Origin of the sequence: Leminorella richardii, assembly GCF_900478135.1 — a bacterium.
Classification (GTDB): Bacteria; Pseudomonadota; Gammaproteobacteria; order Enterobacterales; family Enterobacteriaceae; genus Leminorella; species Leminorella richardii.
In genome coordinates, this window is record NZ_LS483470.1 from 895,622 (window position 1) to 921,374 (window position 25,753).

General features: G+C 55.0%; 23 protein-coding genes. 22 read left to right on the forward strand and 1 reads right to left on the reverse strand.

Annotation, left to right across the window (positions count from 1 at the left end; genetic code table 11):
• Positions 1-804 carry an inositol-1-monophosphatase gene (gene suhB / locus DQM29_RS04180; protein ID WP_111739453.1) on the reverse strand — a complete coding sequence of 268 codons (804 nt, stop codon included), beginning with the start codon at positions 802-804 and terminating at the stop codon, positions 1-3.
• A gap of 184 nt (positions 805-988) precedes the next feature.
• Here suhB and trmJ point away from each other — a divergent pair, with 184 nt between their 5' ends.
• The 22 genes from trmJ (at position 989) to hisS (ending at position 25,741) form a co-directional block, all read left to right on the forward strand.
• The gene (trmJ, locus tag DQM29_RS04185) at positions 989-1,756 is read left to right on the forward strand and encodes a tRNA (cytosine(32)/uridine(32)-2'-O)-methyltransferase TrmJ (protein ID WP_111741984.1); all 768 of its coding nucleotides are present in this window, start codon (positions 989-991) and stop codon (positions 1,754-1,756) included.
• 200 nt (positions 1,757-1,956) lie between these two features.
• Positions 1,957-2,460, forward strand: a complete 504-nt coding sequence (iscR, locus tag DQM29_RS04190) for a Fe-S cluster assembly transcriptional regulator IscR (protein ID WP_111739454.1) — start codon at positions 1,957-1,959, stop codon at positions 2,458-2,460.
• 69 nt (positions 2,461-2,529) lie between these two features.
• On the forward strand, positions 2,530-3,744 hold the full coding sequence (locus DQM29_RS04195) for an IscS subfamily cysteine desulfurase (RefSeq protein WP_111739455.1): 1,215 nt from the start codon (positions 2,530-2,532) through the stop codon (positions 3,742-3,744).
• Positions 3,745-3,804: 60 nt separating this feature from the next.
• Positions 3,805-4,191, forward strand: coding sequence for a Fe-S cluster assembly scaffold IscU (gene iscU, locus DQM29_RS04200; RefSeq protein ID WP_027274097.1), 387 nt, complete (start codon positions 3,805-3,807; stop codon positions 4,189-4,191).
• Between the two features lie 30 nt (positions 4,192-4,221).
• Positions 4,222-4,545, forward strand: a complete 324-nt coding sequence (gene iscA / locus DQM29_RS04205; protein WP_111739456.1) for an iron-sulfur cluster assembly protein IscA — start codon at positions 4,222-4,224, stop codon at positions 4,543-4,545.
• A gap of 121 nt (positions 4,546-4,666) precedes the next feature.
• Positions 4,667-5,185, forward strand: a complete 519-nt coding sequence (gene hscB / locus DQM29_RS04210; protein ID WP_111739457.1) for a co-chaperone HscB — start codon at positions 4,667-4,669, stop codon at positions 5,183-5,185.
• Positions 5,186-5,197: 12 nt separating this feature from the next.
• Positions 5,198-7,048, forward strand: a complete 1,851-nt coding sequence (hscA, locus tag DQM29_RS04215) for a Fe-S protein assembly chaperone HscA (protein WP_111739458.1) — start codon at positions 5,198-5,200, stop codon at positions 7,046-7,048.
• A 3-nt stretch (positions 7,049-7,051) separates the two neighbouring features.
• Entirely contained in the window at positions 7,052-7,387 is a 336-nt protein-coding gene (fdx, locus tag DQM29_RS04220; RefSeq protein WP_111739459.1) for an ISC system 2Fe-2S type ferredoxin, read from the forward strand.
• A gap of 9 nt (positions 7,388-7,396) precedes the next feature.
• On the forward strand, positions 7,397-7,597 hold the full coding sequence (gene iscX, locus DQM29_RS04225) for a Fe-S cluster assembly protein IscX (protein WP_111739460.1): 201 nt from the start codon (positions 7,397-7,399) through the stop codon (positions 7,595-7,597).
• 108 nt (positions 7,598-7,705) lie between these two features.
• Positions 7,706-9,001, forward strand: a complete 1,296-nt coding sequence (gene pepB / locus DQM29_RS04230; protein ID WP_170126486.1) for an aminopeptidase PepB — start codon at positions 7,706-7,708, stop codon at positions 8,999-9,001.
• Positions 9,002-9,206: 205 nt separating this feature from the next.
• On the forward strand, positions 9,207-14,165 hold the full coding sequence (locus DQM29_RS04235) for an alpha-2-macroglobulin family protein (protein ID WP_111739461.1): 4,959 nt from the start codon (positions 9,207-9,209) through the stop codon (positions 14,163-14,165).
• A gap of 111 nt (positions 14,166-14,276) precedes the next feature.
• Complete coding sequence (gene pbpC / locus DQM29_RS04240; protein ID WP_111741986.1) at positions 14,277-16,607, forward strand: peptidoglycan glycosyltransferase PbpC; 2,331 nt, start codon at positions 14,277-14,279, stop codon at positions 16,605-16,607.
• A 23-nt stretch (positions 16,608-16,630) separates the two neighbouring features.
• Positions 16,631-17,125: a hypothetical protein gene (locus DQM29_RS04245; RefSeq protein ID WP_111739462.1), complete on the forward strand. Its 495-nt coding sequence runs from the start codon at positions 16,631-16,633 to the stop codon at positions 17,123-17,125.
• Positions 17,126-17,252: 127 nt separating this feature from the next.
• Positions 17,253-18,005 carry a molybdate ABC transporter substrate-binding protein gene (modA, locus tag DQM29_RS04250; RefSeq protein WP_111739463.1) on the forward strand — a complete coding sequence of 251 codons (753 nt, stop codon included), beginning with the start codon at positions 17,253-17,255 and terminating at the stop codon, positions 18,003-18,005.
• A 6-nt stretch (positions 18,006-18,011) separates the two neighbouring features.
• Positions 18,012-18,800 carry an ABC transporter permease gene (locus DQM29_RS04255; RefSeq protein WP_111739464.1) on the forward strand — a complete coding sequence of 263 codons (789 nt, stop codon included), beginning with the start codon at positions 18,012-18,014 and terminating at the stop codon, positions 18,798-18,800.
• Positions 18,787-19,401, forward strand: a complete 615-nt coding sequence (locus DQM29_RS04260; RefSeq protein ID WP_111741987.1) for an ABC transporter ATP-binding protein — start codon at positions 18,787-18,789, stop codon at positions 19,399-19,401. The genes DQM29_RS04255 and DQM29_RS04260 overlap by 14 nt, the downstream gene beginning before the upstream one ends.
• 149 nt (positions 19,402-19,550) lie before the next feature.
• Positions 19,551-19,985, forward strand: a complete 435-nt coding sequence (gene ndk, locus DQM29_RS04265; RefSeq protein ID WP_111739465.1) for a nucleoside-diphosphate kinase — start codon at positions 19,551-19,553, stop codon at positions 19,983-19,985.
• Between the two features lie 270 nt (positions 19,986-20,255).
• The gene (gene rlmN / locus DQM29_RS04270; RefSeq protein WP_111739466.1) at positions 20,256-21,422 is read left to right on the forward strand and encodes a dual-specificity RNA methyltransferase RlmN; all 1,167 of its coding nucleotides are present in this window, start codon (positions 20,256-20,258) and stop codon (positions 21,420-21,422) included.
• A 75-nt stretch (positions 21,423-21,497) separates the two neighbouring features.
• A complete protein-coding gene (pilW, locus tag DQM29_RS04275; RefSeq protein ID WP_111739467.1) occupies positions 21,498-22,250 on the forward strand; it encodes a type IV pilus biogenesis/stability protein PilW in 753 nt (250 codons plus the stop codon).
• Positions 22,240-23,196, forward strand: coding sequence for a cytoskeleton protein RodZ (gene rodZ / locus DQM29_RS04280; protein ID WP_111739468.1), 957 nt, complete (start codon positions 22,240-22,242; stop codon positions 23,194-23,196). Before pilW ends, rodZ begins: the two co-directional genes overlap by 11 nt.
• A 37-nt stretch (positions 23,197-23,233) precedes the next feature.
• Entirely contained in the window at positions 23,234-24,349 is a 1,116-nt protein-coding gene (gene ispG, locus DQM29_RS04285) for a flavodoxin-dependent (E)-4-hydroxy-3-methylbut-2-enyl-diphosphate synthase (protein ID WP_111739469.1), read from the forward strand.
• Positions 24,350-24,466: 117 nt separating this feature from the next.
• A complete protein-coding gene (hisS, locus tag DQM29_RS04290) occupies positions 24,467-25,741 on the forward strand; it encodes a histidine--tRNA ligase (RefSeq protein ID WP_111739470.1) in 1,275 nt (424 codons plus the stop codon).
• The last annotated feature ends 12 nt before the right edge of the window (positions 25,742-25,753 follow it).

Here is a 25,753-nt window from a genome sequence, read left to right on the forward strand (position 1 = left end):
TTAACGCTTCAGCGCATCGCTCAGCTCGTCGCGCACGTTGGCAAGCAGCGCCTTAACCACGCGCGGGTTGCCCGCAATAATGTTGCCTGACGTGTAGAAATTGTGGCCGCCGATAAAGTCAGTGATGATGCCGCCGGATTCGCGAACGATCAGCTCACCTGCTGCAAAGTCCCACGGCTTGAGGCCGATCTCAAAGAAGCCGTCCACGCGGGCAGCAGCAACGTAGGCCAGATCCAGCGCGGCTGAGCCGGTGCGGCGGAAGTCGGCACATTCAGTAAACAGTTTACCCACCATATTGATGTAGGCCGGAGCGTGCTGCTTGAGCTTGAACGGGAAGCCAGTAGCTAAAACAGTGCCGGACAGATCGCGCGCGTTAGAGCCGCGCAGGCGATAGCCGTTGAGCTGTGCGCCCTGACCGCGAGTGGAGGTAAACAGCTCATTGCGCATTGGATCGTAAATAACGGCGACTTCTGTGCGGCCTTTGATGCGCACGGCGATGGAAACGCTGAAGTGGGGTAAACGCTTAAGAAAGTTGGTGGTGCCATCTAGTGGGTCGATAATCCATTGCACGTCTTTGTCTTCACCGACAATCTCACCGCGTTCTTCGCTGATGATGGTGTGCTGAGGGTAGGCTTTGCGAATAACCTCAACGATCAGGTGCTCTGCATCGCGATCGACGTTAGTTACAAAGTCGTTATTGCCTTTCAGGCTGGCTTCGACGGCGTCGGGCGTTTCATAAAACTTGGCTATCAGGTTGCCTGCCTTACGCGCAGCGCGTACGGCGATATTCAGCATAGGATGCATGGTATCTTCCACTAGATGTTAAAGAACGAGTATAAAAGCGGCGCGCATTATATCACCACATGATGAGATTCGGCAATTGACATTGTGCACTCCACCTCATTTTGAGTGGTATAAACCGTTACGGTAGACTCGGGGGCTGTGTTACTATGCCGCCAATTCGATGACCGCTAATAAAGTTATTTTTATGTCTGATACTCTCTGTAAGCCAGATTCGCTGGCAAACATTCGCATCGTACTGGTCGAAACGTCCCACACGGGCAATATGGGCTCGGCGGCTCGGGCAATGAAAACCATGGGGTTGACCAATCTCTATTTGGTTAACCCGCTAGTGCTGCCTGATTCTCAGGCCATCGCGCTCGCCGCAGGCGCCAGTGAAATCATTGGCAACGCCAACATCGTGAACTCACTGGATGACGCTCTAGAGGGTTGCCGTCTGGTCGTCGGCACCAGCGCTCGCTCGCGCACGCTGCCTTGGCCGATGCTGAGCGCGCGGGAGTGTGGACTTAAAATGATGCAGGAGTCTGTCGACTCTCCGGTTGCGCTAGTGTTTGGCCGTGAGCGAGTCGGGCTGACCAACGAAGAGCTGCAAAAGTGCCACTATCACGTTTCGGTGCCAACTAACCCAGACTACAGCTCGCTGAATCTGGCGATGGCGGTGCAGATCATGACCTATGAAATCCGCATGGCGTGGCTAGCGGCGCAGGAAGGCGGGCTACCAGAACCTGTTCACGACGTGGCTTATCCACCGGCAGACGATCTTGAGCGCTTCTATCAGCATTTGGAAACCGTGCTGCTGGATATCGGTTTTATCCGCGCGGCACACCCAGGGCAGGTGATGAACAAGCTTCGCCGCTTTGTGAATCGCGCTCGCCCGGAAAGCCAAGAGCTGAACATTTTGCGGGGCATTTTAAGCGCTATCGAAACGCCCGATGCGAGAAATAGGCATAAATAATGCTCGTTATCCCCCTTTCGAACTTGTTACAATAAGTATGACAATATCGACCAAACTCCTGTATCCGAAGGAATCGGAAGAAAATACAAGAGGTTCTGTCGCAGTGCTAATACTTGACTAAAACAGTCAAGTAAATAGTTGACTGAAATAGTTGGGAATGCCAAACTGTCTGCATATTCACACACAGATGGGCAATACCAATGAGACTGACATCTAAAGGTCGTTATGCCGTTACCGCCATGTTGGACGTGGCGCTGCATTCACAAGAAGGACCTGTCCCTCTGGCCGATATCTCTGAGCGTCAGGGGATTTCTTTGTCGTATCTTGAGCAACTGTTCTCCCGTTTGCGCAAGAATGGCCTGGTGACGAGCGTACGCGGTCCCGGCGGCGGCTACCTGTTGGGTAAAGATGCGGGAGATATTGCCGTAGGTTCAGTGATTAGCGCGGTTGACGAATCCGTTGACGCGACGCGCTGCCTTGGGCACGGTGGATGCCAGAGCGGCACGCGCTGTCTGACCCACACACTGTGGCATGACCTGAGCGAACGTATCAGCAGCTTCCTGAATGAAATTACGCTGTCTGAGCTGGTTAAGAACCAAGAGATTCTGGACGTTGCCGATCGTCAGAACGGCGACAGCCAAAGTTCGGTCGTTTCCTCTCATCGCCTTCGCGATGAAGCAAAAAAAATTAATCTGCGCGCGTGACGGGCAGTAATACGCTCGAAGTATAACGAGCATGCTTACATTATTTAGAAGTAGTGTACGGAGCAAAGAATGAAATTACCTATCTATCTTGACTATTCAGCAACGACGCCGGCCGATCCGCGCGTGGCTGAGAAGATGATGCAGTGCTTAACGCTGGACGGAATTTTTGGTAACCCGGCATCTCGTTCACACCGCTTTGGCTGGCAGGCCGAAGAGGCAGTAGACGTCGCCCGTAACCAAATCGCTGAGCTTGTGGGCGCCGATCCGCGTGAAATCGTATTTACTTCTGGTGCCACTGAGTCAGACAACCTGGCTATCAAAGGCGCAGCAAACTTCTATCAGAAGAAAGGCAAGCACATCATTACCTGCAAAACCGAGCACAAAGCGGTTTTAGATACCTGCCGCCAGCTAGAGCGCGAAGGTTTTGAAGTGACTTACCTGTCTCCACAGCCTAACGGCATTATCGATTTGGGCGAGCTGGAAGCGGCAATGCGTGAAGACACCATTGTGGTCTCTATCATGCACGTCAACAACGAAATCGGCGTCGTGCAGGACATCGCGACCATTGGCGAAATGTGTCGCAGCCGCGGGATTATTTTCCACGTTGACGCCACCCAGAGCGTAGGCAAGCTGCCTATCGATCTGTCCGAGCTGAAAGTTGACCTGATGTCTTTCACCGGCCACAAAATCTACGGCCCGAAAGGCATTGGCGCACTGTACGTTCGCCGCAAGCCGCGCGTTCGTATCGAAGCGCAAATGCACGGCGGTGGTCACGAGCGCGGTATGCGTTCAGGCACGCTGGCGGTTCACCAAATCGTCGGTATGGGTGAAGCTTATCGTATCGCCAAAGAAGAAATGGCTACTGAAATCCCCCGCATTCGCGCCCTGCGCGATCGCCTGTGGAACGGCCTGAAAGACATTGAAGAAGTGCATCTGAACGGCTGCCTGGAACAGGGCGTCGCCAGCATTCTTAACGTCAGCTTTAACTATGTTGAAGGCGAATCTCTGATGATGGCTCTGAAAGATCTGGCCGTCTCTTCCGGTTCTGCCTGTACTTCCGCCAGCCTGGAGCCGTCTTATGTGCTCAGAGCGCTGGGGCTGAATGATGAACTGGCCCACAGTTCAATTCGTTTCTCTCTGGGGCGCTTTACCACCGAAGAAGAGATCGACTACACCATCGATCTGGTGAAAAAGTCCATCGGCCGTCTGCGTGAACTCTCCCCTCTGTGGGATATGTACAAGCAGGGCGTAGACCTGAACACCATTGAGTGGTCTCATCATTAATGAATGCAGGCGGCAGGCTGCATAACTCGCAGCCTGCGCCAGAAGAGCAGGAGTAGCAACATGGCTTACAGTGAAAAAGTAATCGAACACTACGAAAATCCGCGCAACGTGGGCTCGTTTGACAACGAAGACCCAACCGTCGGCAGCGGCATGGTTGGCGCACCGGCGTGCGGCGACGTGATGAAATTGCAGATTAAAGTCAACGATAGCGGTATTATAGAAGACGCGCGTTTTAAAACGTACGGCTGCGGTTCGGCGATTGCCTCCAGCTCACTGGTTACCGAGTGGGTCAAGGGCAAGTCTCTGGAGCAGGCTGAAGCCATAAAGAATACGGACATCGCGGAAGAGCTGGCGCTGCCGCCGGTGAAAATCCACTGTTCTATTCTGGCTGAAGACGCTATCAAAGCCGCTATTGCGGACTATAAAAACAAGCGCGGCGAAAAATAAAAATAGGCAAGAACGAGTAGAGGTTTGGTTATGGCGATTACCATGAGCAGCAGCGCAGCACAGCGCGTTCAGACTTTTTTAACCAGCAGGGGCAAGGGCATTGGCCTGCGTCTGGGGGTAAAAACGTCAGGGTGCTCCGGCATGGCGTATGTGCTTGAGTTTGTCGACGAGCTGCACGATGAAGATCGGGTGTTTGAAGACAAGGGCGTAAAAGTGATCGTTGATGAAAAAAGTCTGGTCTATCTGGACGGTACCGAACTCGATTTTGTTAAAGAGGGCCTAAACGAAGGGTTCAAGTTTAATAACCCTAACGTGACCGGTGAATGCGGCTGCGGCGAAAGCTTTAACGTTTGATCGCGTTCGTTTAGCCGTACTGGCAGCGCCCTTTATTCGCGCAAGTTTGATTAATCTCCACGGCCGCGCGCCTCTGACTGGTTCAGGGCGCGCGGCCTGATAAAGAGCATTAGAACGCGTCATGGACTATTTCACTCTGTTTAATCTGCCCGTCCACTTTGACGTGGATACACAGTCGCTCTCCTCCCGCTATCAAGAACTCCAACGCCAATACCACCCCGATCGCTTCGCGTCCGCGTCTGACAGCGAGCGTTTAGCCTCTATTTCGCAGGCGGCAACGGTCAATGATGCGTATCAAACGTTGAAAGATCCGCTGCGTCGTGCAGAATACCTCCTGCTACTCAACGGGATAGACGTGAAAAGCGAACAGCAAACCATGCACGACACGGCGTTTTTGATGGAACAGCTGGAGCTGCGTGAAGAGCTGGACGATATTGAACGCCGTACAGACGCTGAATCAGCGCTGTCAGGCTTTCGCCAGCGGGTTAAAGAGATGGGGCGCGTTCGCAGTGAACAATTAAGGCAGGAGCTGGACGCACAGAGCTGGCCCGCCGCGGCAGACAGCGCGCGTAAGCTGCGCTTTTTGGACAGACTTTTACAACAGGTCGAACAGCTGGAAGAAAAGCTGTTTGATATCTGACGGATACTGAACATGGCTTTATTACAAATTAGCGAACCGGGCATGACCGCTGCTCCGCACCAGCGTCGGCTGGCGGCGGGTATCGATCTGGGAACGACCAACTCGCTGGTGGCGACAGTTCGCAGTGGGCAGGCAGAAACGCTGCCGGACGCGCAAGGGCGCCACCTGCTGCCTTCAGTGGTTCACTATCGTCCAGACGGCATTGACGTCGGCTGGGACGCGCGCGCGCAGGCGTCAGAAGATCCTACCAACACGCTAAGTTCGGTCAAACGCATGATTGGCCGCTCATTGAGCGATATTCAACAGCGTTACCCCAATCTTCCTTACCAGATGGCGCCGACAGAAAACGGCCTGCCGATGATGCTGACCGCCGCTGGTGCCGTAAACCCGATTCAGGTGTCTGCCGACGTGCTTAAGCAGCTGGCCGCTCGCGCTCAGGAAACTCTGGCCGGTGAGCTAGACGGCGTAGTGATCACCGTTCCCGCCTACTTTGACGACGCTCAAAGACAGGGTACTAAAGACGCAGCGCGTCTGGCTGGGCTGCACGTGCTGCGCCTGCTCAACGAGCCAACGGCAGCGGCCATCGCTTACGGCCTTGATTCCGGTCAGGAAGGCGTGATTGCCGTTTACGATCTGGGTGGCGGAACCTTTGATATTTCTATTCTTCGCCTGAGCCGGGGCGTGTTCGAAGTGCTGGCGACTGGCGGTGATTCTGCGCTGGGCGGCGATGACTTCGACCACCTGCTTGCTGACTGGATCCGTGAGCAAAGCGGTCTCAGAGCGCAGGGAGACCACCGTCTGGCGCGTCAACTGCTCGACGCAGCAACGGCGGCTAAAATCGCTCTGAGCCAGAGCGACAGTGCGACGATAAACGTCGGCGGCTGGCAGGGCGAAGTGACCCGCGCTCAGCTCGATGCGCTGATTGCCCCTCTTGTGAAAAAGACGCTGCTTTCCTGCCGTCGCGCGCTGAAAGACGCGGGCGTCAGTGCCGATGAGGTGCTGGAAGTGGTCATGGTTGGCGGCTCAACCCGCGTACCTCTGGTGCGCGATATGGTGGGCGAGTTCTTTGGCCGTACGCCGCTGACAACCATTGATCCGGATCGCGTAGTCGCCATTGGCGCAGCGATTCAGGCGGACGTGCTGGTGGGCAATAAGCCCGACAGCGAACTGCTGCTGCTGGACGTGATACCGCTGTCTTTGGGAATTGAGACCATGGGCGGGCTGGTGGAAAAGATCATTCCGCGCAACACCACGATTCCGGTCGCCAGAGCGCAGGAATTTACCACGTTTAAAGACGGTCAAACCGCCATGATGGTGCACGTCCTACAGGGCGAGCGTGAAATGGTGTCCGACTGTCGTTCACTGGCGCGCTTCACGCTGCGCGGTATCCCGGCAATGCCTGCGGGCGGCGCGCACATTCGCGTGACCTATCAGGTTGATGCGGACGGGCTTTTGAGCGTGACGGCGATGGAGAAATCCACCAGCGTTCAGTCGTCTATTCAGGTTAAGCCCTCCTACGGGCTGACTGATGACGAAATCGCTACCATGATTAAAGACGCGATGGCTAATGCCCAGCAGGACAACGGCGCTCGCAGGCTGGCGGAACAGAAGGTTGAGGCTGCCCGCGTGCTGGAAAGCCTTGAGGCTGCGTTAAACAGCGATAGCGATCTGCTAGCGCCTGCTGAGAGAGCGGACATCGACTCTGCCGTTGCCGCCCTGTCTGAGGTCGCTAACGCTGACGATCCTGTTGCCATTGAAGACGCCATTAAAACGCTGGATCGTGTGACGCAAGACTTTGCCGCACGCCGCATGGATTCATCTATCCGCCGCGCGCTGGCGGGTCATTCTGTTGATGAGGTTTAAGTAATGCCTAAAATCGTTTTTCTGCCCCACCAGGATCTTTGCCCGGAAGGTAAAGTGGTTGAGGCAAAAGAAGGGGAAACCATTCTGGAAGCCGCGCTGCGTAACGGCATCGAGGTTGAACACGCCTGCGAAATGTCCTGTGCCTGCACTACCTGTCACTGCGTTGTGCGGGAAGGCTTTGACTCTCTCGCCGAGAGCAGCGAGCTGGAAGACGACATGCTGGATAAGGCTTGGGGGCTTGAGCCGGAGAGCCGTCTGAGCTGCCAGGCTAAAGTGACGGATGAAGATCTGGTGGTGGAGATCCCACGCTACACCATCAACCACGCCCGCGAGCATTAAGGAGCAAGCATGAGCCTAAGCTGGAAAGATTCCCGTGAAATCGGCGAGGCGCTGTTCGATCGCTATCCCGATGTCGATCCGAAAACCGTGCGCTTTACCGATCTGCACCGTTGGATTTGCGAGCTGGAAGAGTTCGAGGACGATCCCAACGCGTCGAACGAAAAGATTCTGGAAGCCATTCTGCTGGTCTGGCTGGACGAGGCTGACTAGCGCACGATAGAGACCTAATGGGGCCGCATGATGCGGCCCGTTGATATTATAACGTGCACTTTTTGAAAGGCGCGTTTTCAAGAACATGTTTAAACGTGGAGAAATATAATGACAACACCCTCTATGCCTATTCGCCTCTCGTATGAACCCGCAGACGCCGTTTGGGGAGATAAAGCACTGCTGAGTACCAACGCTGACGGCATGACGATTCATCTGACAGCCGAAGGCCGTCTGGGCGCTATTGCCCGCGCGGGTCGCAAGCTGGACGCTCAGGGCATTCGCCGCGTTCAGCTGGCAGGAGACGGTTGGGATCTGGAGCGCTGCTGGAGCTTTTGGCAGGGGTTCCGTTCACCAAAGGGAGAGCGCAGCGTGGTGTGGCCTACGCTGCCAGCTAGCGATCGCGAAGAGTTGGATCGCCGCCTGAAAATCGTTGACTGGGTGCGCGATACCATCAATATGCCCGCAGAAGACTTAGGGCCAGAGCGCCTGGCTCAGCGCGCCATTGACCTGTTTTGCGGCCTTTCCGGCGACGCCATCAGTTACCACATTATCAAGGGTGAAGCGCTGCGCGAGCAGGGCTATATGGGCATTCACACCGTTGGGCGCGGCTCCAAGCGTGAACCAGTGCTGCTGGCGCTGGACTACAACCCTTCAGGCAACCCGGACGAACCGGTACTGGCCTGTCTGGTTGGCAAGGGCATTACCTTTGACTCCGGCGGCTACAGTCTGAAGCAGAGCGCCTTTATGGACTCGATGAAGTCCGACATGGGCGGCGCGGCGACAGTGACCGGCGCGCTGGCGCTGGCAATTGCTCGCGGTTTGGAAAGCCGAGTGAAGCTGTTCCTGTGCTGTGCCGATAACATGGTTAGCGGCAACGCGTTCAAACTGGGGGATATCATCCGCTACCGCAACGGCAAAACGGTGGAAGTGATGAATACCGATGCAGAAGGGCGTCTGGTACTGGCGGACGGCCTGATTGACGCCGAAGCGCAGAATCCACAGATGATTATCGACTGCGCCACGCTGACAGGTGCGGCCAAAACGGCATTGGGTAACGACTATCACGCGCTGTTCAGCTTTGACGATGCGCTGGTAGGCGAACTGCTGGCCTGTGCAGAAGAGGAAAACGAGCCCTTCTGGCGCCTGCCGCTGGCAGAGTTTCACCGCAGCCAGCTGCCGTCTAACTTTGCAGAGTTAAACAACGTGGCGGGTGCGGCCTATAGCGCGGGCGCCAGCACGGCGGCGGCGTTCCTGTCTCACTTTGTGAAAAACTATCAGCGCGGCTGGCTTCATATCGACTGCTCGGCCACTTACCGCAAAGGCGCTGTTGAGCAGTGGTCCGCTGGGGCAACAGGGCTCGGAGTGAGAACGATTGCACAGATGCTTCTGAGCAAAGAGGGCTGAATCTGACACCCGTCTGGCGGCGCGGCAATCTATATGTCGCGCCGTTTTTGTTTGACGTTTACCTGCCTGATGCGAGACAGCCCGCATTAATACACTGCCAGTTACACATTCCCTGAATTTATGCATTTTGCTTTGTTGATTGCGTGTTAAAATGGTCAGCATTTAGTCGCTCCATCCCCTATCAACATTTCAGAGAGAATCGCTTATGCGTCAGGGACGTTCTGATTTTTTGTTGCTTAAAGGACTGCTGCTGGCATCGTGCCTCAGCTTCACGTCTGCGCCGCTCTATGCTGCGCCCGCATCCGCCGCTGCGGAAACCAACTCTTCTGAGCAGAAGCTCGCCGAGCGTTACGCCGGGAAGGCATTCACCATTCTCGACGCGTCTGAAGTTCAGCTAGACGGCGCCAGCGCAATGGTTGTGACATTCTCTATCCCCGTTGCCACTAACCAAAAGTTTGCTTCAATGCTTCATCTGGTTGATGAAGCCAGCGGTAAGGTCGACGGCGCGTGGGAGCTGTCCGATAACCGGATGGAGCTGCGCCTTCGCCACTTAGAGCCTGCGCGCAAGCTGATATTGACTGTTGATAAAGGCCTTGCGGGAGTAAACGGCGTTGCTCTCGATAAAGAGTTTCAGCAAAAGCTGACAACGCGGGACATCGAACCGTCGATTGGCTTTGCCAGCCGGGGTTCACTGCTGCCGAGCAAGGTGATCACCGGCCTGCCGGTCATCGCGCTTAACGTTAACGCGGTTGACGTTAACTTTTTCCGCATCAAGCCGGAAATGCTGTCTGACTTTTTGGCAGACTGGGGCGGTACCGGAGCGAAAAGCTACTGGGAGTCTCAGGAGTTTCTGAATAAAGCGAAGCTTGCCTACACCGGCCGCTTTGATCTTAATCCACAGCGCAATACCCGCGAGCAGATCCTGTTGCCGCTAGGCAGCATCAAGGAACTGCAGCAGCCTGGCGTTTACATGGCAGTAATGCAGGAAGCGGGCACCTATAACTACAGTAACCCGGTGACGCTGTTTACTCTGAGCGATATCGGCATTTCTCTGCACCGCTACCATCAGCGCTATGACGTCTTTACTCAGGCGCTGGAAGGTGGGCAGGGCATCTCCGGCGTAAAAGTTGAGCTGCTGGACGAAAAAGGCAACTCTCTGGTGCAGGCGAAGACCGATTCTGACGGTCACGCGCAGCTGGTGAGAAACGACAAGGCACGAATCATGCTGGCGACCAAAGACGGTCAGACCAGCATGATTGATTTGACCAAGGCCGCACTGGATCTGTCTGAATTCGACATCGCAGGGCCTGAAGGTTTTGCCACTCAGTTTTTTGCTTTCGGGCCGCGGGATTTGTACCGCCCCGGTGAAACGCTTCTGGTAAACGGCCTGCTTCGCGACGCTGACGGCGCCGCGCTGGCGGACAGACCCGTCAAAGTCGACGTGCTGAAGCCGGACAATCAGGTTACGCGCAGCTTTGTCTGGCAGCCGAAGAAGGGCGGTTTCTATCAGTTCCAATACAGCATTCCACAGGGCGCGCCGACCGGACAGTGGTCTTTGCGTATCAACGTGGGCGATTCTCTGCCCCGCTTCTATAAGTTTAAAGTGGAAGACTTCATGCCTGAGCGCATGGCGCTGGATTTGAAGTCAGTTGAAGACGAGCCGGTTTCGACCAAGCAGGAAATTACTTTCGACGCGACTGGCCGCTACCTCTACGGTGCACCAGCTTCCGGCAACAGCCTACAGGGGCAGCTGTACCTGCGCCCAATGCGTGATGCGGTGGCCAAGCTTCCCGGCTATGAGTTCGGTTCAGCGCTGGACACTAACCTCAGCCGCACGCTGGACGAGTTCAACCTGAAGATGGACGAAGAGGGTATGACCAGCGTCACCGTGCCGAGCAGCTGGGGCGAAAGCAAGTCGCCAATGAAGGTGCTGATTCAGGCCAGCCTGATGGAATCTGGCGGTCGTCCAGTAACGCGCCGCGCCGAACAGGCGATTTGGCCAGCAGACAAAATGCCCGGCGTTCGTCCGCTGTTTAGCCGTAAAGAGATGTACGACTACAAAACCAACAGCTACAAGCCTCAGTATATGGTTGATGAAAACAGCCTGGCCGGTTTTGACATCGTCTATGCCGATCCCAAAGGCCACAAGCTGGCGGCCAGCGAGCTTAACGTTCGTATGATTCGTGAGCGCCGCGACTACTACTGGGAATGGTCTTCCAGCGACGGTTGGAGCTCTCGTTACGATCAGAAAGATCTCATTATTAATCAGGAAACGGTATCCGTTCCCGCAGAGCAGTCTGTAAAGGTCAACTATCCGGTTGAATGGGGCTCTTATCGTTTAGAGGTGGAGGATCCGCGTAACGGTATGGTAACCAGCCTGCGCTTCTGGGCAGGCTACAGCTGGCAGGACAATACCGACGGCAGCGGTGCGCTGCGCCCAGATCAGGTCAAGCTGAAGCTGGACAAGCCGGCCTACCGCGCAGGCGACAAGGTAAAACTGAACGTTGAAGCGCCTGCGGCAGGGAAAGGCTATCTGATGCTGGAGTCCAGCGACGGGCCGCTGTGGTGGCAGGAAATTTCTGTGCCGGTCGGCGGCGCTAACTTTGAAGTACCGATTAACGACGAGTGGACACGCCACGATCTTTACCTGAGTGCTTTAGTGATTCGCCCCGGTGACAAGGCCATTCAGTCAACGCCTAAGCGAGCCGTCGGGCTGCTGCACCTGCCGCTAATGGACGAGAGCCGCAAGATTTCACTGGCGCTGAACGCCCCTGAAAAAATGCGCCCGAACCAGACGCTGACGGTAAAAGTGAAAGCTTCCATGAAGGACGGCGAGTTGCCGAAGTCAGTCAACGTGCTGCTTTCCGCTGTGGACAGCGGCGTGCTGAACATCACTGACTTCAAAACGCCGGATCCCTATGACGCCTTCTTTGGCCGCAAGCGTTACAGCGTCGATCAAATGGACATTTACGGTCAACTGATCGAAGGCAAGGGGAAAACTGCCAAGCTGAAGTTCGGCGGTGACGGTGAAGACGATCAACTGTCTCGCGGCGGCAAAAAGCCGGTGACAGTGGTGAAAATTGTTGCTCAGCAGGCGCAGCCTGTGGTGCTGAACGACAAGGGTGAAGGCGAAATTCAAATGCCAATCCCTGACTTTAACGGGGAACTGCGCCTGATGGCACAGGCCTGGAGCGACGAAGAGTTCGGCAGCGCGGAAAGCAAAATCATCGTTGCTGCACCGCTGATTGCCGAGATGTCTATGCCGCGCTTTATTGCCGGTGGCGACAGCAGCATTCTGGCGTTGGACTTAAACAACCTAAGCGGTGGCGATCAAACGCTGGCGGTGACGGTCGAAGCCAAAGGGCTAGTGAAGCTGACGTCTGGCGCCAAGCAGGACGTTAAGCTGGCGAAAGGCGAGCGTAAAACCCTGAGCATTCCGATTGAAGGTCTGTTTGGCTTTGGTCAGGGAGACGTGAGCGTTCGCATTAATGGTCTGGTGCTGCCAAACGAGCCGTCAACGGCGTTTGAACGCAGCTGGACACTGGCCGTTCGCCCAGCCACGCCTGCGCAAACTAACAGCTATGCGCTGACGCTGCGTCCTGGCGAAAGTTGGACTATGCCGCCTGACGCTTTAAGCGGTTTGGCGACGCCAACCGTTGAAGGGCAAATGTCGCTGACTGCTACGCCGCCGCTGAACGTTGCTCAGCACATCCGTGAACTGTTCGCCTATCCTTACGGATGCCTGGAGCAGACCACCAGTGGACTGTTCCCGTCGCTGTACTCGAATCAGGCACAGCTGGCGGCGATGGGCATTAAGAGCGATACGGATGAAGTTCGCCGTCGCAACGTGGATGTGGGTATTGAACGCCTGTTGGGCATGCAGAAAGACAACGGCGGTTTCTCTCTGTGGGAGCGCGAAGGCTATGAAGAGTACTGGCTGACGGCCTACGTTACCGACTTCCTGACACGCGCCCGCGAGCAGGGCTACTCCGTGCGTGAAGAGGCGCTAAATAAAGCCAACCAGCGTCTGCTGCGCTACCTGCAGGATCGCAATCAGATGGAGATTCGCTACGGTAGTAACAGCGATGCGACCAACTCAGCGAAGTTTGCCGTTCAGGCCTATGCCGGTCTGGTACTGGCTCGCCAGCAGCAGGCACCTCTTGGGGCACTGCGCCAGCTGTTTGACCGCCGGGAAGAAGCAAGATCCGGTCTGCCGCTGGTACAGCTTGGCGTTGCGCTGAAGCTGATGGGCGATATGCCTAAGGCTCAGCAGGCTATCAATCAGGGCATCGCTTTGGGAGGCGGCACTCGCGGAAACATTTGGCTTGGCGACTACGGCAGCGTTGTTCGCGACAATGCCCTGATCCTAGCGCTGCTGCAGGAGTACGATCTGCAGCCTACTCAGCAGGACAACCTGCTGATGTCGCTGTCTGATTCGCTGGTGACTCAGCGCTACCTGTCAACACAGGAGCGAAACTCAGTCTATCTGGCCGGTCGCGACCTACAAAAGCGCCAAAGCGCCGAGTGGGAAGTGGAAATGACCGGAGCGGAGAAAAAAGACTTCGAGGAAAGCAAAACGATCAGTCGTCTTTATGAGGCAAACCAGCTCGGTAAGGGTATGACCCTGAAAAATACCGGCAGCGTGGCGGTATACCCTCGCGTAGACGTAGTGGGTTACCCGCTGACTCAGCCGATGCCAATGAGCAACAAGCTTTACATTGAGCGTCGCTTCCTGAATCTGGATGGTTCTGAAGTTAACCTGCGCAATGTTCAAAGCGGCCAGCTAATGGTGGTGCATTTGAACCTGTGGTCAGACAGCCAGATTAACGATGCGCTGGTCGTGGATTTACTGCCTGCCGGTCTTGAATTGGAAAACCAGAATCTGGGTGACAGCAGTGCTAGCCTGGGCGACAGTGCTGGCGAGCTGATTGAGCTGCAAAACCGCATGCAGCGTACTGAAATCCAGTATCAGGAATACCGTGACGACCGCTACGTGGCGGCGGTGAAGGTAGACGGCTCAAGAAACCGCCCGGTCACTCTGCTGTATCTGGTTCGCGCAGTGACGCCGGGTAGCTATAACGTACCGGCACCTCAGGTTGAGTCAATGTACAAGCCTGAATGGCATGCAGTGGGTTCAACGCAGACCAAGCTGGACGTGAAATAAGCAGCCGTAAAGGCCAGATGGGAAAGGGCGATACAGGTATCGCCCTTTTTTATCAAGAATAGAATAACAACACAGACGGACTGATTGCCCTTGACCCGCTTTTTTTCCCGCATAAAGACGCTTCGCTTTTGGCACAGGCTGTTTGTCGCGACGGCACTGTTTATTACACTCAGCGCCGCAGCCCTTTGGTGTGCGGATCGGCTATGGCCGCTGCCTGACCCTAACGTTCAGGTGGCGAGAGTGGTGGTGGCGGAGGACGGTAGCCCCCTGTGGCGTTTTGCCGACGCTGACGGCGTGTGGCGCTACTCCGTCTCCTTAGACGAAGTGTCTCCTTACTATATTGAAGCGCTGCTAACCTACGAAGACCGCTGGTTTTACTCTCACCCCGGCATTAATCCTCTGTCTATTCTGCGGGCGCTGTGGCAGAACATTGCCAATCAGCGGGTCGTCTCCGGCGGCAGCACGCTGTCTATGCAGGTGGCGCGGCTCATTGAGCCACATGATAAAACGCTGATTGGCAAGCTGCGGCAGGTGTTTCGCACGCTACAGCTGGAGTGGCACTACAGCAAAGAGCAAATACTCACTATTTATATTAACCGAGCTCCCTACGGCGGTACGCTACAGGGCATAGGCGCTGCCAGCTGGGCCTATCTGGACAAGCCGCCTTCAGAATTGACGCGCTCGGAGGCAGTTCTGCTGGCTGTACTGCCGCAGGCGCCGAGCCGGCTCCGCCCTGATCGTTACCCGCAGCGGGCTCAGGCCGCTCGAGATAAAGTGCTCGATCGTCTTCAGGAATATGGCGTGTGGAGCGAGGAGCAGGTTAAAGACATCAAGCAGGAGAGTGTCTGGCTGGCGGAGCGTCAGGTTCCACAGCTGGCGCCTTTGCTGGCGCGTCGCTTAATGGTTGAAAGTGCAGAGAACGTTATTCACTCAACGATTGACGCCTCCCTGCAGCGTCGCCTTGAGGATATGGCTACGGGCTGGAAAAGCCAGCTCCCTGCCAATACTTCAATGGGCATTTTGGTGGTAGAAAACGCCACTATGTCAGTGAAGGCTTACCTCGGCTCGGTTGATCTGAATGACGACAGCCGTTTCGGCCACGTTGATATGATCAGCGCATGGCGATCGCCGGGTTCAACCCTTAAGCCTTTCGCTTACGCGATGGCGCTCGATGAAGGGCTGATCCACGCCGAGTCGCTGCTGCAGGACGTGCCCCGTCAGTTTGGCGACTATCGGCCGGGGAACTTTGATACGGGGTTTAGCGGGCCGGTTAGCGCTTCCGATGCACTGTCGAGATCGTTAAACCTGCCTGCGGTACAAATTTTGGAAGCCTACGGCCCTAAGCGGTTTACCGGCAACCTGCGCAACGTTGGCGTTGAGCTGCGCTTTCCTCTAAACAGCGACCCTAATTTGTCGCTGATACTGGGAGGTACAGGGATGCGTATGGACCAGTTAGTCAGCGCTTACAGTGCCTTTGTGCGAGAGGGCAAAGTGGCTGCGCTGCGCTATCGCCCTGAAGACCCGCTGGTAGAGCGGCGTCTGATGTCTCCCGGGGCGGCCTGGATTATTCGTCGGATTTTGTCCGGCGAGGCTCGGCCAGTGGGAGACGCCCAGCTGTCCGACTCGCCGGGGCTCGCCTGGAAAACCGGCACCAGCTACGGCTATCGTGACGCATGGACCGTCGGCATGAACGGCGGCTATACCATCGGCATCTGGGTCGGCAGGCCGGACGGTACTCCCGTTGCCGGGCAGTTTGGCTATGCGACAGCGGTGCCGATTCTCCATCAAATTAACCACCTGTTGATTAATCGTGCAGGCCCGTCAGCACAGCGCTGGCCGAAAGATCCCAAGCCGGTGACCGTCAGCAGGGCGACTATCTGTTGGCCGCAGGGGCAGAGCCTGACGGCTAACGACCCTAACTGTCGGCAGCGCAGGCAGGCCTGGATTTTAGACGGCACTATTCCCCCGACGCTCTCAGCGCCTGGGCAAGATACCGGCATCGGCGGCTGGCTGAATTTTTGGGTTAATGCCGCAGGTAAGCGCGTTGCTGCCGACTGTAGCGATGCGGTGAAGCGCCGAATTGCACTATGGCCCATTGCGCTGGAAAGCTGGCTGCCAGCGGGTGAACGGCGGGCTAACCGCCTGCCGGAGAGAGATGAAACCTGCCCGCCGATAGGCTTTGACGCCAGCCCGCCGCTGCTGATTCTGGGCCTTAAGCAGGGCTCCGTACTCAAACGGCTGCCGGGCGCTTCCTCGCTGGATCTTCGACTTGATACTCAGGGCGGGCGCGGCAAGCGCTGGTGGTTTATGAACGGCGAAGCGGTAGCAGAGACCAATGAAGGCCAAGCCATGGTGCAAACCCTGTCAGCTGTCGGTAAGTACCAGATTAGCGTGCTGGATGAAAGCGGGCAGGTAAACAGCGTCGGGTTTATAGTGGAGTAGCTTTCGTGGTGAAGGAGAAAGAGATGAAGATAGCACTACACATCACAGAAAAGGCTCCCGAACTGGATGAGGATCTCAATCAGGAAGAGATGGAGCTGTCTGACTTTGAGTTTTATCTAGAAAGTCTGGCTCAGTTTGTTGACGGCGCTATTAGCATAGACTTTGGTTCTGAAAAGAAAATAGAGCTAGACCTGATGTATGACTTCTGTGTGTGCCACGACGAGATTATTGATTCAGTTGAATCTGTTATCCGAGGGGATGAAGGCCGCCGCGACATATATTTCTGTGAACAGGGCTCTGACTTTTATCTTCACTATGAAACCATAGGCGACAGCGTGCTGATTGAATTTAAAAAAGGCCCTGAAGCGGGTAATCCTAACCGCAGGGTCGATGAGTTTAGCGCGACAGTTGAAAGAAAAACCTACATTGAAGCCTGGCGGAACCTGTTCAACGCCCTCGGCGCGCAGTTTGATGAACGCTTTGGCGCGAGCGGAAAAGGCACCATTCAGTTTAATTAATCCTTCTCTTTGCAAAATTTCTCTTGCCTGAATCGTGTTGCATTTGGATTGCAGTCTCTTTCGTTATGTAATTTAATATATATCGAAGATAATGACTCAAGCGACTTAGACAACAGAGAGACATTCTATGCCTACCTTAAAACAGTGGACGATCGGCGCGCTTCTGGGAGTGGTCAGTCTGACGGCGTTTTCTGCCGAGCTGCACCTCTACGCCGGAGCCGGGCTGCGGCAGCCGGTTGAAGCGGTAGTGAGGCAGTTCGAAGAGCAAACCGGCAATCGCGTGATTATTGAATACGGTGGGTCAGGGCAGATCCTGACGCGCTTTAACCTGACTAAGGCTGGCGATCTGTTTCTGCCCGGCTCTGCGGACTATGTAGAAAAGCTACAGCAGGAAGATCAGGTGACGGATTCTGCACCGCTGGTGCTACACACGCCGGTGATGGTGGTTCGCAAGGCGGTTGCGGGCAATATCAAGACGCTGGAAGATTTAGCCAACAGCAGCCTGAAGATTGGTATGGGCGACCCGAAGGCTATCGCGCTAGGGAAAAGCGGCGATAAGCTGCTGGTAGCCAGTGGCTATGAGCAGGCGCTGAAGTCTAAAGTCACCGTTCAGACTACAACGATTAAGCAGCTGTTGATCTATTTATTGAATGGGGACATTGACGCTGCTGTAATCGGGCGTTCTGATGCGGTAAAAAATCAGGATACGCTCTTGATGCTGCCTTCACCGGAAGGCACTCCTGAGGAGGTGGCAACGATCGCAGTCCTGAAGACCAGCAAGCACCCACAAGAGGCAAAGGCGCTAATGGACTTTTTTGCGTCAGAGCAGGGCATCAAGCGCTTTACCGATCTTGGCTATCTGCCCGTAAAAGCGAACTGATTTCTTGTGGCAAGACTAACGCTGCTGCCGCTGGCGGCACTGCTATTTTTTATCGTCGGTTCGCTGTGCTCACTGCTTTTCCAGCTCGATTTGGAAACGCTGTTTTCCCTGCTGGCCGACGTTGAAATCCGCTTTGCTCTGGGGCTGTCTTTGCTGACATCGCTGATCTCGCTGGTGCTTGCTTCACTGATTAGCCTACCGGCTGCTTGGGCTTTGGTACGCCTGAGGATCCCCGGTAAAGGAGCGTTAAACCTGCTGTTGGACCTGCCGATGGTCACGCCGCCGCTGGTGGTGGGGATTGGCCTACTGCTGCTGTTGGGTAGAGAAGGGCCTATTGGGCAGATTGCACCAGTGATTTCTCAAAGCCTGTTTTCTCCCGTTGGGATCGTTATTGCCCAAACCTACGTTGCCAGTGCGATTATTGTTCGCAGTGCCAGCGCGGCGCTGGCATCCATCGATACTTCCTACGTTCGAACGTCCTATAACCTCGGGTTAACGCCGCTAAAAACGCTGTTTTTCGTTGAGATTCCTCTAATATGGCGGTCTTTACTCAGCGGCTGTGTGCTGGCGCTTTCCCGCGCGATGGGGGAGTTTGGCGCAACGCTGATGCTGGCGGGGGCGACTCGTTTGAAAACGGAAACTCTGCCGATCGCCGTTTATCTCAATATTGCCAGCGGCGACTTTGCTCCTGCTATTGGCTGTGCGCTAGTGCTGATCTTTTTTGCCTTTATGCTGTTACTGCTGCTGCATCTTTTACAAAAAGCGCCTCGGAGAGAAGTCGATGTTAAGCGTTAACGATCTGTCCTGTGGTGTTTTAGATTCGGTGAGCTTTACGGCTGTTCGGGGTGAGTGTACGGCTATCTGCGGCCCTTCCGGCAGTGGAAAAACTACGCTGCTCAACGCTATCGCTGGCCATGTCGACTACCGGGGAAGCATTCTTATTGGCGATGTCAATGTGAATAGTATTCCCGCCTGGCGCCGCCCCTGTCGCCATTTAAACCAGCGGCTGTATCTGTTTCCCTTTTTGACGATCGAAAACAACCTGAAAATGGCGCAGTATGCCGCCGGGCAGCCGCGCCTGAAAGAGAAGCGAAAAGAGGTGCTAGAGTGGATGGAAATAGGCCAGCTAGGCGGGCGATATCCTTCACAGCTGTCCGGCGGTGAACAGCAGCGCGCTGCACTGGCTCGCGCGCTGGTAACGGAGCCCGGCCTGCTGCTCTTGGATGAGCCTTTCTCCAGTCTGGACTGGTCACTGCGCACGCGCCTGTGGGCGTGCCTACAGGACGTCCAGCGACGCCTTTCTACAACGATTCTTCTGGTGAGTCACGAGCCCAGAGAGGTTGACGCACTGGCGTCGAGGCGTTTCAGCCTTCAGGAGGGGAGGCTGAAAGAATAGACAGCAGTGCGTTTTGCCAAGTGAAACGCTTCTGCACGATAAATTTTAAAAAAATGTTACAAACCCGATAGGCAAGAAAAATATCCCACCGTATAATCACCGGCGAAAAGACGTTGTTAAACCACAGTTAATCCCTGCCAGAGGTGAAAATGTCTACGGAACGTACCCTTTCAATTATTAAGCCAAACGCGGTGGCGAAAAACGCCATTGGCGCTATCTATTCTCGCTTTGAGAGTGCGGGTTTTACTGTTGTTGCGGCGAAGATGCTGCATTTAACCAAAGAGCAGGCAGCGGGATTTTATGCCGAACACGAAGGGAAGCCGTTTTTTGACGGGCTACTCGCGTTTATGACGTCTGGCCCCGTTATGGTGCAGGTTCTGGAGGCTGAAAATGCTGTACAGCGTCACCGCGATTTGATGGGAGCCACCAACCCTTCTAACGCCTTGGCGGGCACTTTGCGTGCCGATTACGCCGATAGCCTGACAGCGAATGCCGTTCACGGCTCAGATTCTGCTGCTTCAGCGGAGCGCGAAATTGCTTACTTTTTTAGCGACAGCGAGGTTTGCCCCCGCGCGGCTAAATAGCACGCTGCTTTAAAAGCCATTATTTTTCATTGTGTTGATGGGATTTATTGATGCTTTATAAAAAAACCGGCGGCACTTGGCGCTGGTTTTGCTTTTTTATCGGCATAAATAAAGCAGCTCGGATGTGCATGGCAACGTCATGACAAACAGAGTACAATGTGTAGGCATAACCCTCTGCCAACGGATGTTGAACAGGGGATAGTTTTAGTCTTTTATGAATCTCTAGATTTTCTAGCGCCATAATGTGTAATAACGAGGCCCCTGCTTTTTATGACTAATGTTGTTTCCGTCTCTCCTGATGATCTTGCGCCTTCTGAGCGCGCTGTAGAAAAAATCAACCTGCTGGATTTAAACCGCAAAGCCATGAGGGAATTTTTCGCCTCGATGGGTGAGAAGCCGTTTCGTGCCGATCAGGTCATGAAGTGGATTTACCACTATGGCTTTGACGATTTTGACCAGATGACGGATATCAATAAAGTGCTGCGCGGCAAGCTTAAAGAGATGGCGGAGATCCGCGCGCCAGAAGTGGTGACAGAGCAGCGCTCTGCGGACGGTACCATTAAGTGGGCGCTGGCGGTGGGCGATCAGCAGGTGGAAACGGTTTATATCCCTGAAGACGATCGCGCGACGCTGTGTGTATCGTCTCAGGTAGGATGTGCGCTGGAGTGTAAGTTTTGTTCTACCGCCCAGCAGGGGTTTAACCGCAATCTGCGGGTGTCAGAAATTATTGGTCAGGTATGGCGGGCGGCAAAAATTATTGGGCCTTCTCGCATTGCCGGGCAAAGACCTATTACAAACGTTGTCATGATGGGCATGGGAGAGCCGCTGCTCAACCTGACTAACGTGGTTCCAGCCATGGAAATCATGCTGGACGACTTCGGCTTTGGGCTTTCCAAACGCCGAGTGACGCTGTCGACGTCGGGCGTTGTGCCCGCGCTGGATAAGCTGGGCGATCTGATCGATGTGGCGCTGGCGATTTCGCTACACGCGCCGAATGATGAAATCCGCGATGAGATCGTGCCTATCAACCGCAAGTACAATATTGAAACGTTCCTGTCGGCGGTTCGTCGCTATCTGGACAAGTCTAACGCTAATCAGGGGCGGGTGACGGTAGAGTACGTCATGTTGGATCATGTTAATGACGATATGACTCACGCTCACCAGCTGGCGGAATGCCTGAAAGATACACCCTGTAAGATCAACCTGATCCCGTGGAACCCGTTCCCCGGTGCGCCATACGGCCGTAGCTCAAATAGCCGGGTCGATCGCTTCTCTAAAGTACTGATGGAATACGGATTTACCGTTATCGTGCGCAAGACGCGCGGTGATGATATTGACGCTGCCTGTGGGCAGCTGGCCGGTGAGGTTATTGACCGAACCAAGCGCACAATGAAAAAAAGAGCCCATGGGGAACCTATAGGCATAAAGGCAGTCTAAAAATAGATTTGCTACAAAGAGATACGCACTACTGTCTGGGGGAGACGGCGAGCGTCAGAATAGGACAGACATTCGATGCGAAATAAGCTGTTACCTTTAGTACTTGCCGCCGGCCTGTTGACCGGATGTGCAACTGGCAGTAACGAGAATGCGGGGTTTGACGTTAAGAAGGCCGCGCAGATTCGTTTAAACTTAGGATTGACCTATCTGACGTTGGGAAACGTTCAGAAAGCGCGCTTTAATCTGGAACGGGCGCTAGAGTATGCCCCTGAAGACTATCGCACACAGCTGGGGATGGCGCTGTATCTGCAGGAAATGCATGAAGATGCATTGGCAGAAGGGCGCTATCAGCAGGCACTGCGGCTAGCACCGCAGAGTAGTGAAGTGCTGAATAATTACGGTGCGTTTCTTTGCCGCTTAGGGCAGTATGAGCCCGCGCAGCGTTATTTTGGTAAAGCGTTGCAGTCCCAGAGTTTGGGAGATATTGCCAATAGCCTCGAAAGTTCAGGCTATTGCCTGTTGTCCGCAGGGCAAACGGCTGTTGCGATGCAGCAGCTGAGCCGGGCGTTAAAGCAGGATCCGAGCAAGGGCGATCGCGCGTTAAGCGAGTTCGTTCACTACTTTCAGAACGGAAAGCGTAAAGAGGCTGCTGCGCTGCTTGAGGTTTATCATCAGGCGCTGCCCGCGACGGCAGAAAGTATATGGATGCAGATACAATTTGCGGCGTCAGAAAATCGTATGAGTGACGTACAGCTCTACGGTAAAAAACTGGCGCGAGAGTTTTCACAGTCACGACAATACCAATTATTCTTAGCCCATGAATATTGATGTATCACAAGAAAATACTCCGCTCGCTGAAGTCGGTCGCCGACTTCGCGAAGCCCGAGAGGCGCTAAACCTTAGCCAGCAGGTAGTTGCTGACGAGCTGCGTCTGAAAGTCTCTACCGTTCGTGAACTCGAAGGGGGGCTAAATTCGCTCGATCTGGCGCCGACGTTTATTCGTGGGTACGTTCGCTCTTATGCAAAGCTGCTTCAGCTGCCGGAAGAGGAACTGCTGTCTCTGCTGCCTAAAGGCGTGCAGGAAAAAAACCACAGTCTGGCCTCTAACCGGGTAAAGGGTTTTCCTCTCGGTAAGCCTCGCAAGAAGCTCGATCGCGGGCTGACGCTAATTACTTGGGTTATTGTGCTTGCCGTGATTGGCCTGACCGGAGCTTGGTGGTGGGAGAACCACAAGGCGCAGCAGGATGAAGTGGCTGGCAGCGGTAACGAGAACGCTATCTCTTTATCGGGAGAAGCGACATCATCACCTACAGCGCCTTCACAAGGTACTGAAATCGCACTTTTGCCTACGTCAGCGTTGGATGCCGGTGCGTTAAGCAATGCTTCAGCGACGGAAAATGCGAATACCACAGCGCCCGTTCAGCCAGCGACGCCAACTCTCGAACAGGCCGTTGCCGCTCAGGTAGCTGAAGCCGAAGCGGCCAGAAATCCGGCTCAGGGGCAGTTGGCCTCACAGGCTCCGCAGGACGGCAACGATATTTATATGGTCTTCAGCGCGGACTGCTGGCTGGAAGTGATCGACGATCGCGGTAAAAATCTGTACAGCGGCCTGCAGCGCAAGGGTGGCAAGCTGTCTTTGACTGGGCAGCCTCCCTACCAGCTTAAGCTTGGCGCTCCGGCTGGAGTGGAAATTACCTATAAAGGTAAGCCCGTTAATATGAGTCAATACAAGAACGCTAACCGCACGGCGCGCCTGACGCTGCCGAGCAACTAAAACAGCGCTCAGTACGGTTTTTGGAGAGTTGAGCAAGATGCACAGTGAATCGCCGATCGTTCGTCGTAAGTCTAAACGCATTTATGTTGGCAACGTGCCAATTGGCGACGGCGCGCCGATTGCCGTTCAGTCGATGACTAACACCCGCACTACCGACGTTGACGCGACAGTAAAGCAAATCGAATCACTACAGCGCGTTGGCGTGGACATCGTTAGGGTATCTGTCCCCACAATGGAAGCCGCCGAAGCCTTTAAGCTTATCAAGCAGCGCGTTTCCGTACCGCTGGTGGCTGATATTCACTTTGACTACCGCATTGCGCTTCAGGTGGCGGAATACGGCGTGGACTGCCTGCGCATCAATCCGGGTAATATTGGCCGTGAAGACCGCATTCGCGCGGTAGTGGACTGCGCCCGCGACAAGAATATCCCCATTCGTATCGGCATTAACGCCGGGTCGTTGGAAAAAGACATTCAGGAAAAGTACGGCGAGCCTACGCCGCAGGCGCTGGTAGAATCAGCGATGCGCCACGTGGACATCCTCGACAGCCTCAATTTTGATGCGTTCAAAGTGAGCGTTAAGGCTTCAGACGTGTTTCTAGCCGTGCAGTCATATCGTCTGCTGGCAAAGCAGATTGAGCAGCCTTTACACCTAGGCATTACTGAAGCGGGCGGTGCGCGAAGCGGCTCGGTGAAGTCTGCTATTGGGCTTGGCATGCTGCTGGCTGAAGGCATTGGCGACACGCTGCGCGTTTCTCTGGCGGCGGATCCGGTTGAAGAAGTGAAGGTCGGTTTTGACATCCTTAAGGCGCTGCGTATCCGCTCCCGAGGCATTAACTTTATTGCCTGCCCAACCTGCTCTCGTCAGGAGTTTGACGTTATCGGCACGGTTAACGCTCTGGAGCAGCGTCTGGAGGACATCCTGACGCCAATGGACGTCTCGATTATCGGCTGCGTGGTTAACGGCCCCGGCGAAGCGCTGGTGTCTGACCTTGGGGTAACCGGCGGGCACAATAAAAGCGGCTATTACGAGAACGGCGAACGCCAGAGAGAGCGTCTGGACAATACCGACATGATCGACCAGCTGGAGGCGAAAATTCGCGCCAAGGCGGCCATGCTGGATCTGTCAAAGCGTATCGACGTTAGCGAAAAGTAGTTCTGAATAGCGAAAAAGGCAGTATTGATTTCATCATTGCTGCCTGTTTGCGTTGATGTGAAAGGCCTATAGCCCCTATAATCAGTCCCATTTGAGAAAACCGAACAGAGAATTGACGTGGCAAAGAAAATTCAAGCCATTCGCGGAATGAACGACTGCCTACCGCAGGAAACGGCGCTGTGGCAGCCTATTGAACGCGTGTTGCGGCAGGTGCTGGCAAGCTACGGCTACGGTGAAATTCGCATGCCCATCGTGGAGCAAACGCCGCTGTTTAAGCGTGCGATCGGCGAAGTCACCGACGTAGTCGAAAAGGAAATGTACACCTTTGACGATCGCAACGGCGATTCCCTAACGCTTCGCCCTGAAGGCACCGCAAGCTGCGTGCGCGCAGGCATTGAGCACGGCCTTATCTACAATCAGGAACAGCGGCTGTGGTACATGGGGCCGATGTTTCGCCACGAGCGTCCTCAGAAGGGGCGCTATCGTCAGTTTCATCAGATCGGCGCGGAAGTGTTTGGCCTTCAGGGGCCGGACGTTGATGCCGAATTGATCATGCTAAACGCCCGCTGGTGGCGTGAGCTGGGCATTTCCGAGCACGTGACTTTGGAGCTGAACTCCATTGGCTCTTTAGAGGCTCGCGCCCGCTATAAAGAAGCGCTGACCGCCTATCTGGAACAGTTTAAAGAGCAGTTGGATGAAGACTGCAAGCGCCGCATGTACACCAACCCTATGCGAGTGCTCGACAGCAAAAACCCCGACGTTCAGGCTCTGTTAAACGACGCGCCTGAGCTTATTGACTATCTGGACGAAGAGTCAAAAGAGCACTTCGCCGGGCTGTGTGCGCTGCTGGATAAAGCTGGCATCGCCTACCGCATTAACCCGCGTCTGGTACGCGGCCTAGACTACTATAACCGTACAGTGTTTGAATGGGTGACCACCAGCTTGGGCGCTCAGGGTACAGTGTGCGGCGGCGGGCGCTACGACGGGCTGGTTGAACAGCTGGGCGGGCACGCTGCGCCGGGCGTCGGTTTTGCGATGGGCATGGAGCGGCTGGTGCTGCTGGTTCAGGAAGTGAACCCTGACTTTGCTGCCGATCGCGGTGTCGATGTTTACGTCGTTTCTTCCGGTGAAGGCGCTCAAACGGCGGCAATGATGCTGGCCGAGCGCATTCGCGATGAACAACCCACTCTCCGCGTGATGGTAAACCACGGCGGCGGCAACTTTAAGAAACAGTTTGCTCGCGCTGACAAATGGGGCGCTCAGGTTGCTCTGGTTCTGGGCGAAAATGAGATCGCTGCGCAAGAGGTTGTTGTTAAAGACCTGCGCAGCGGCGAACAGCAAACGCTAGCGCAGGCCTCTGTTTCTGCGCACTTGGCTAAATTGATCGGTTAATTCGAGAGGGAC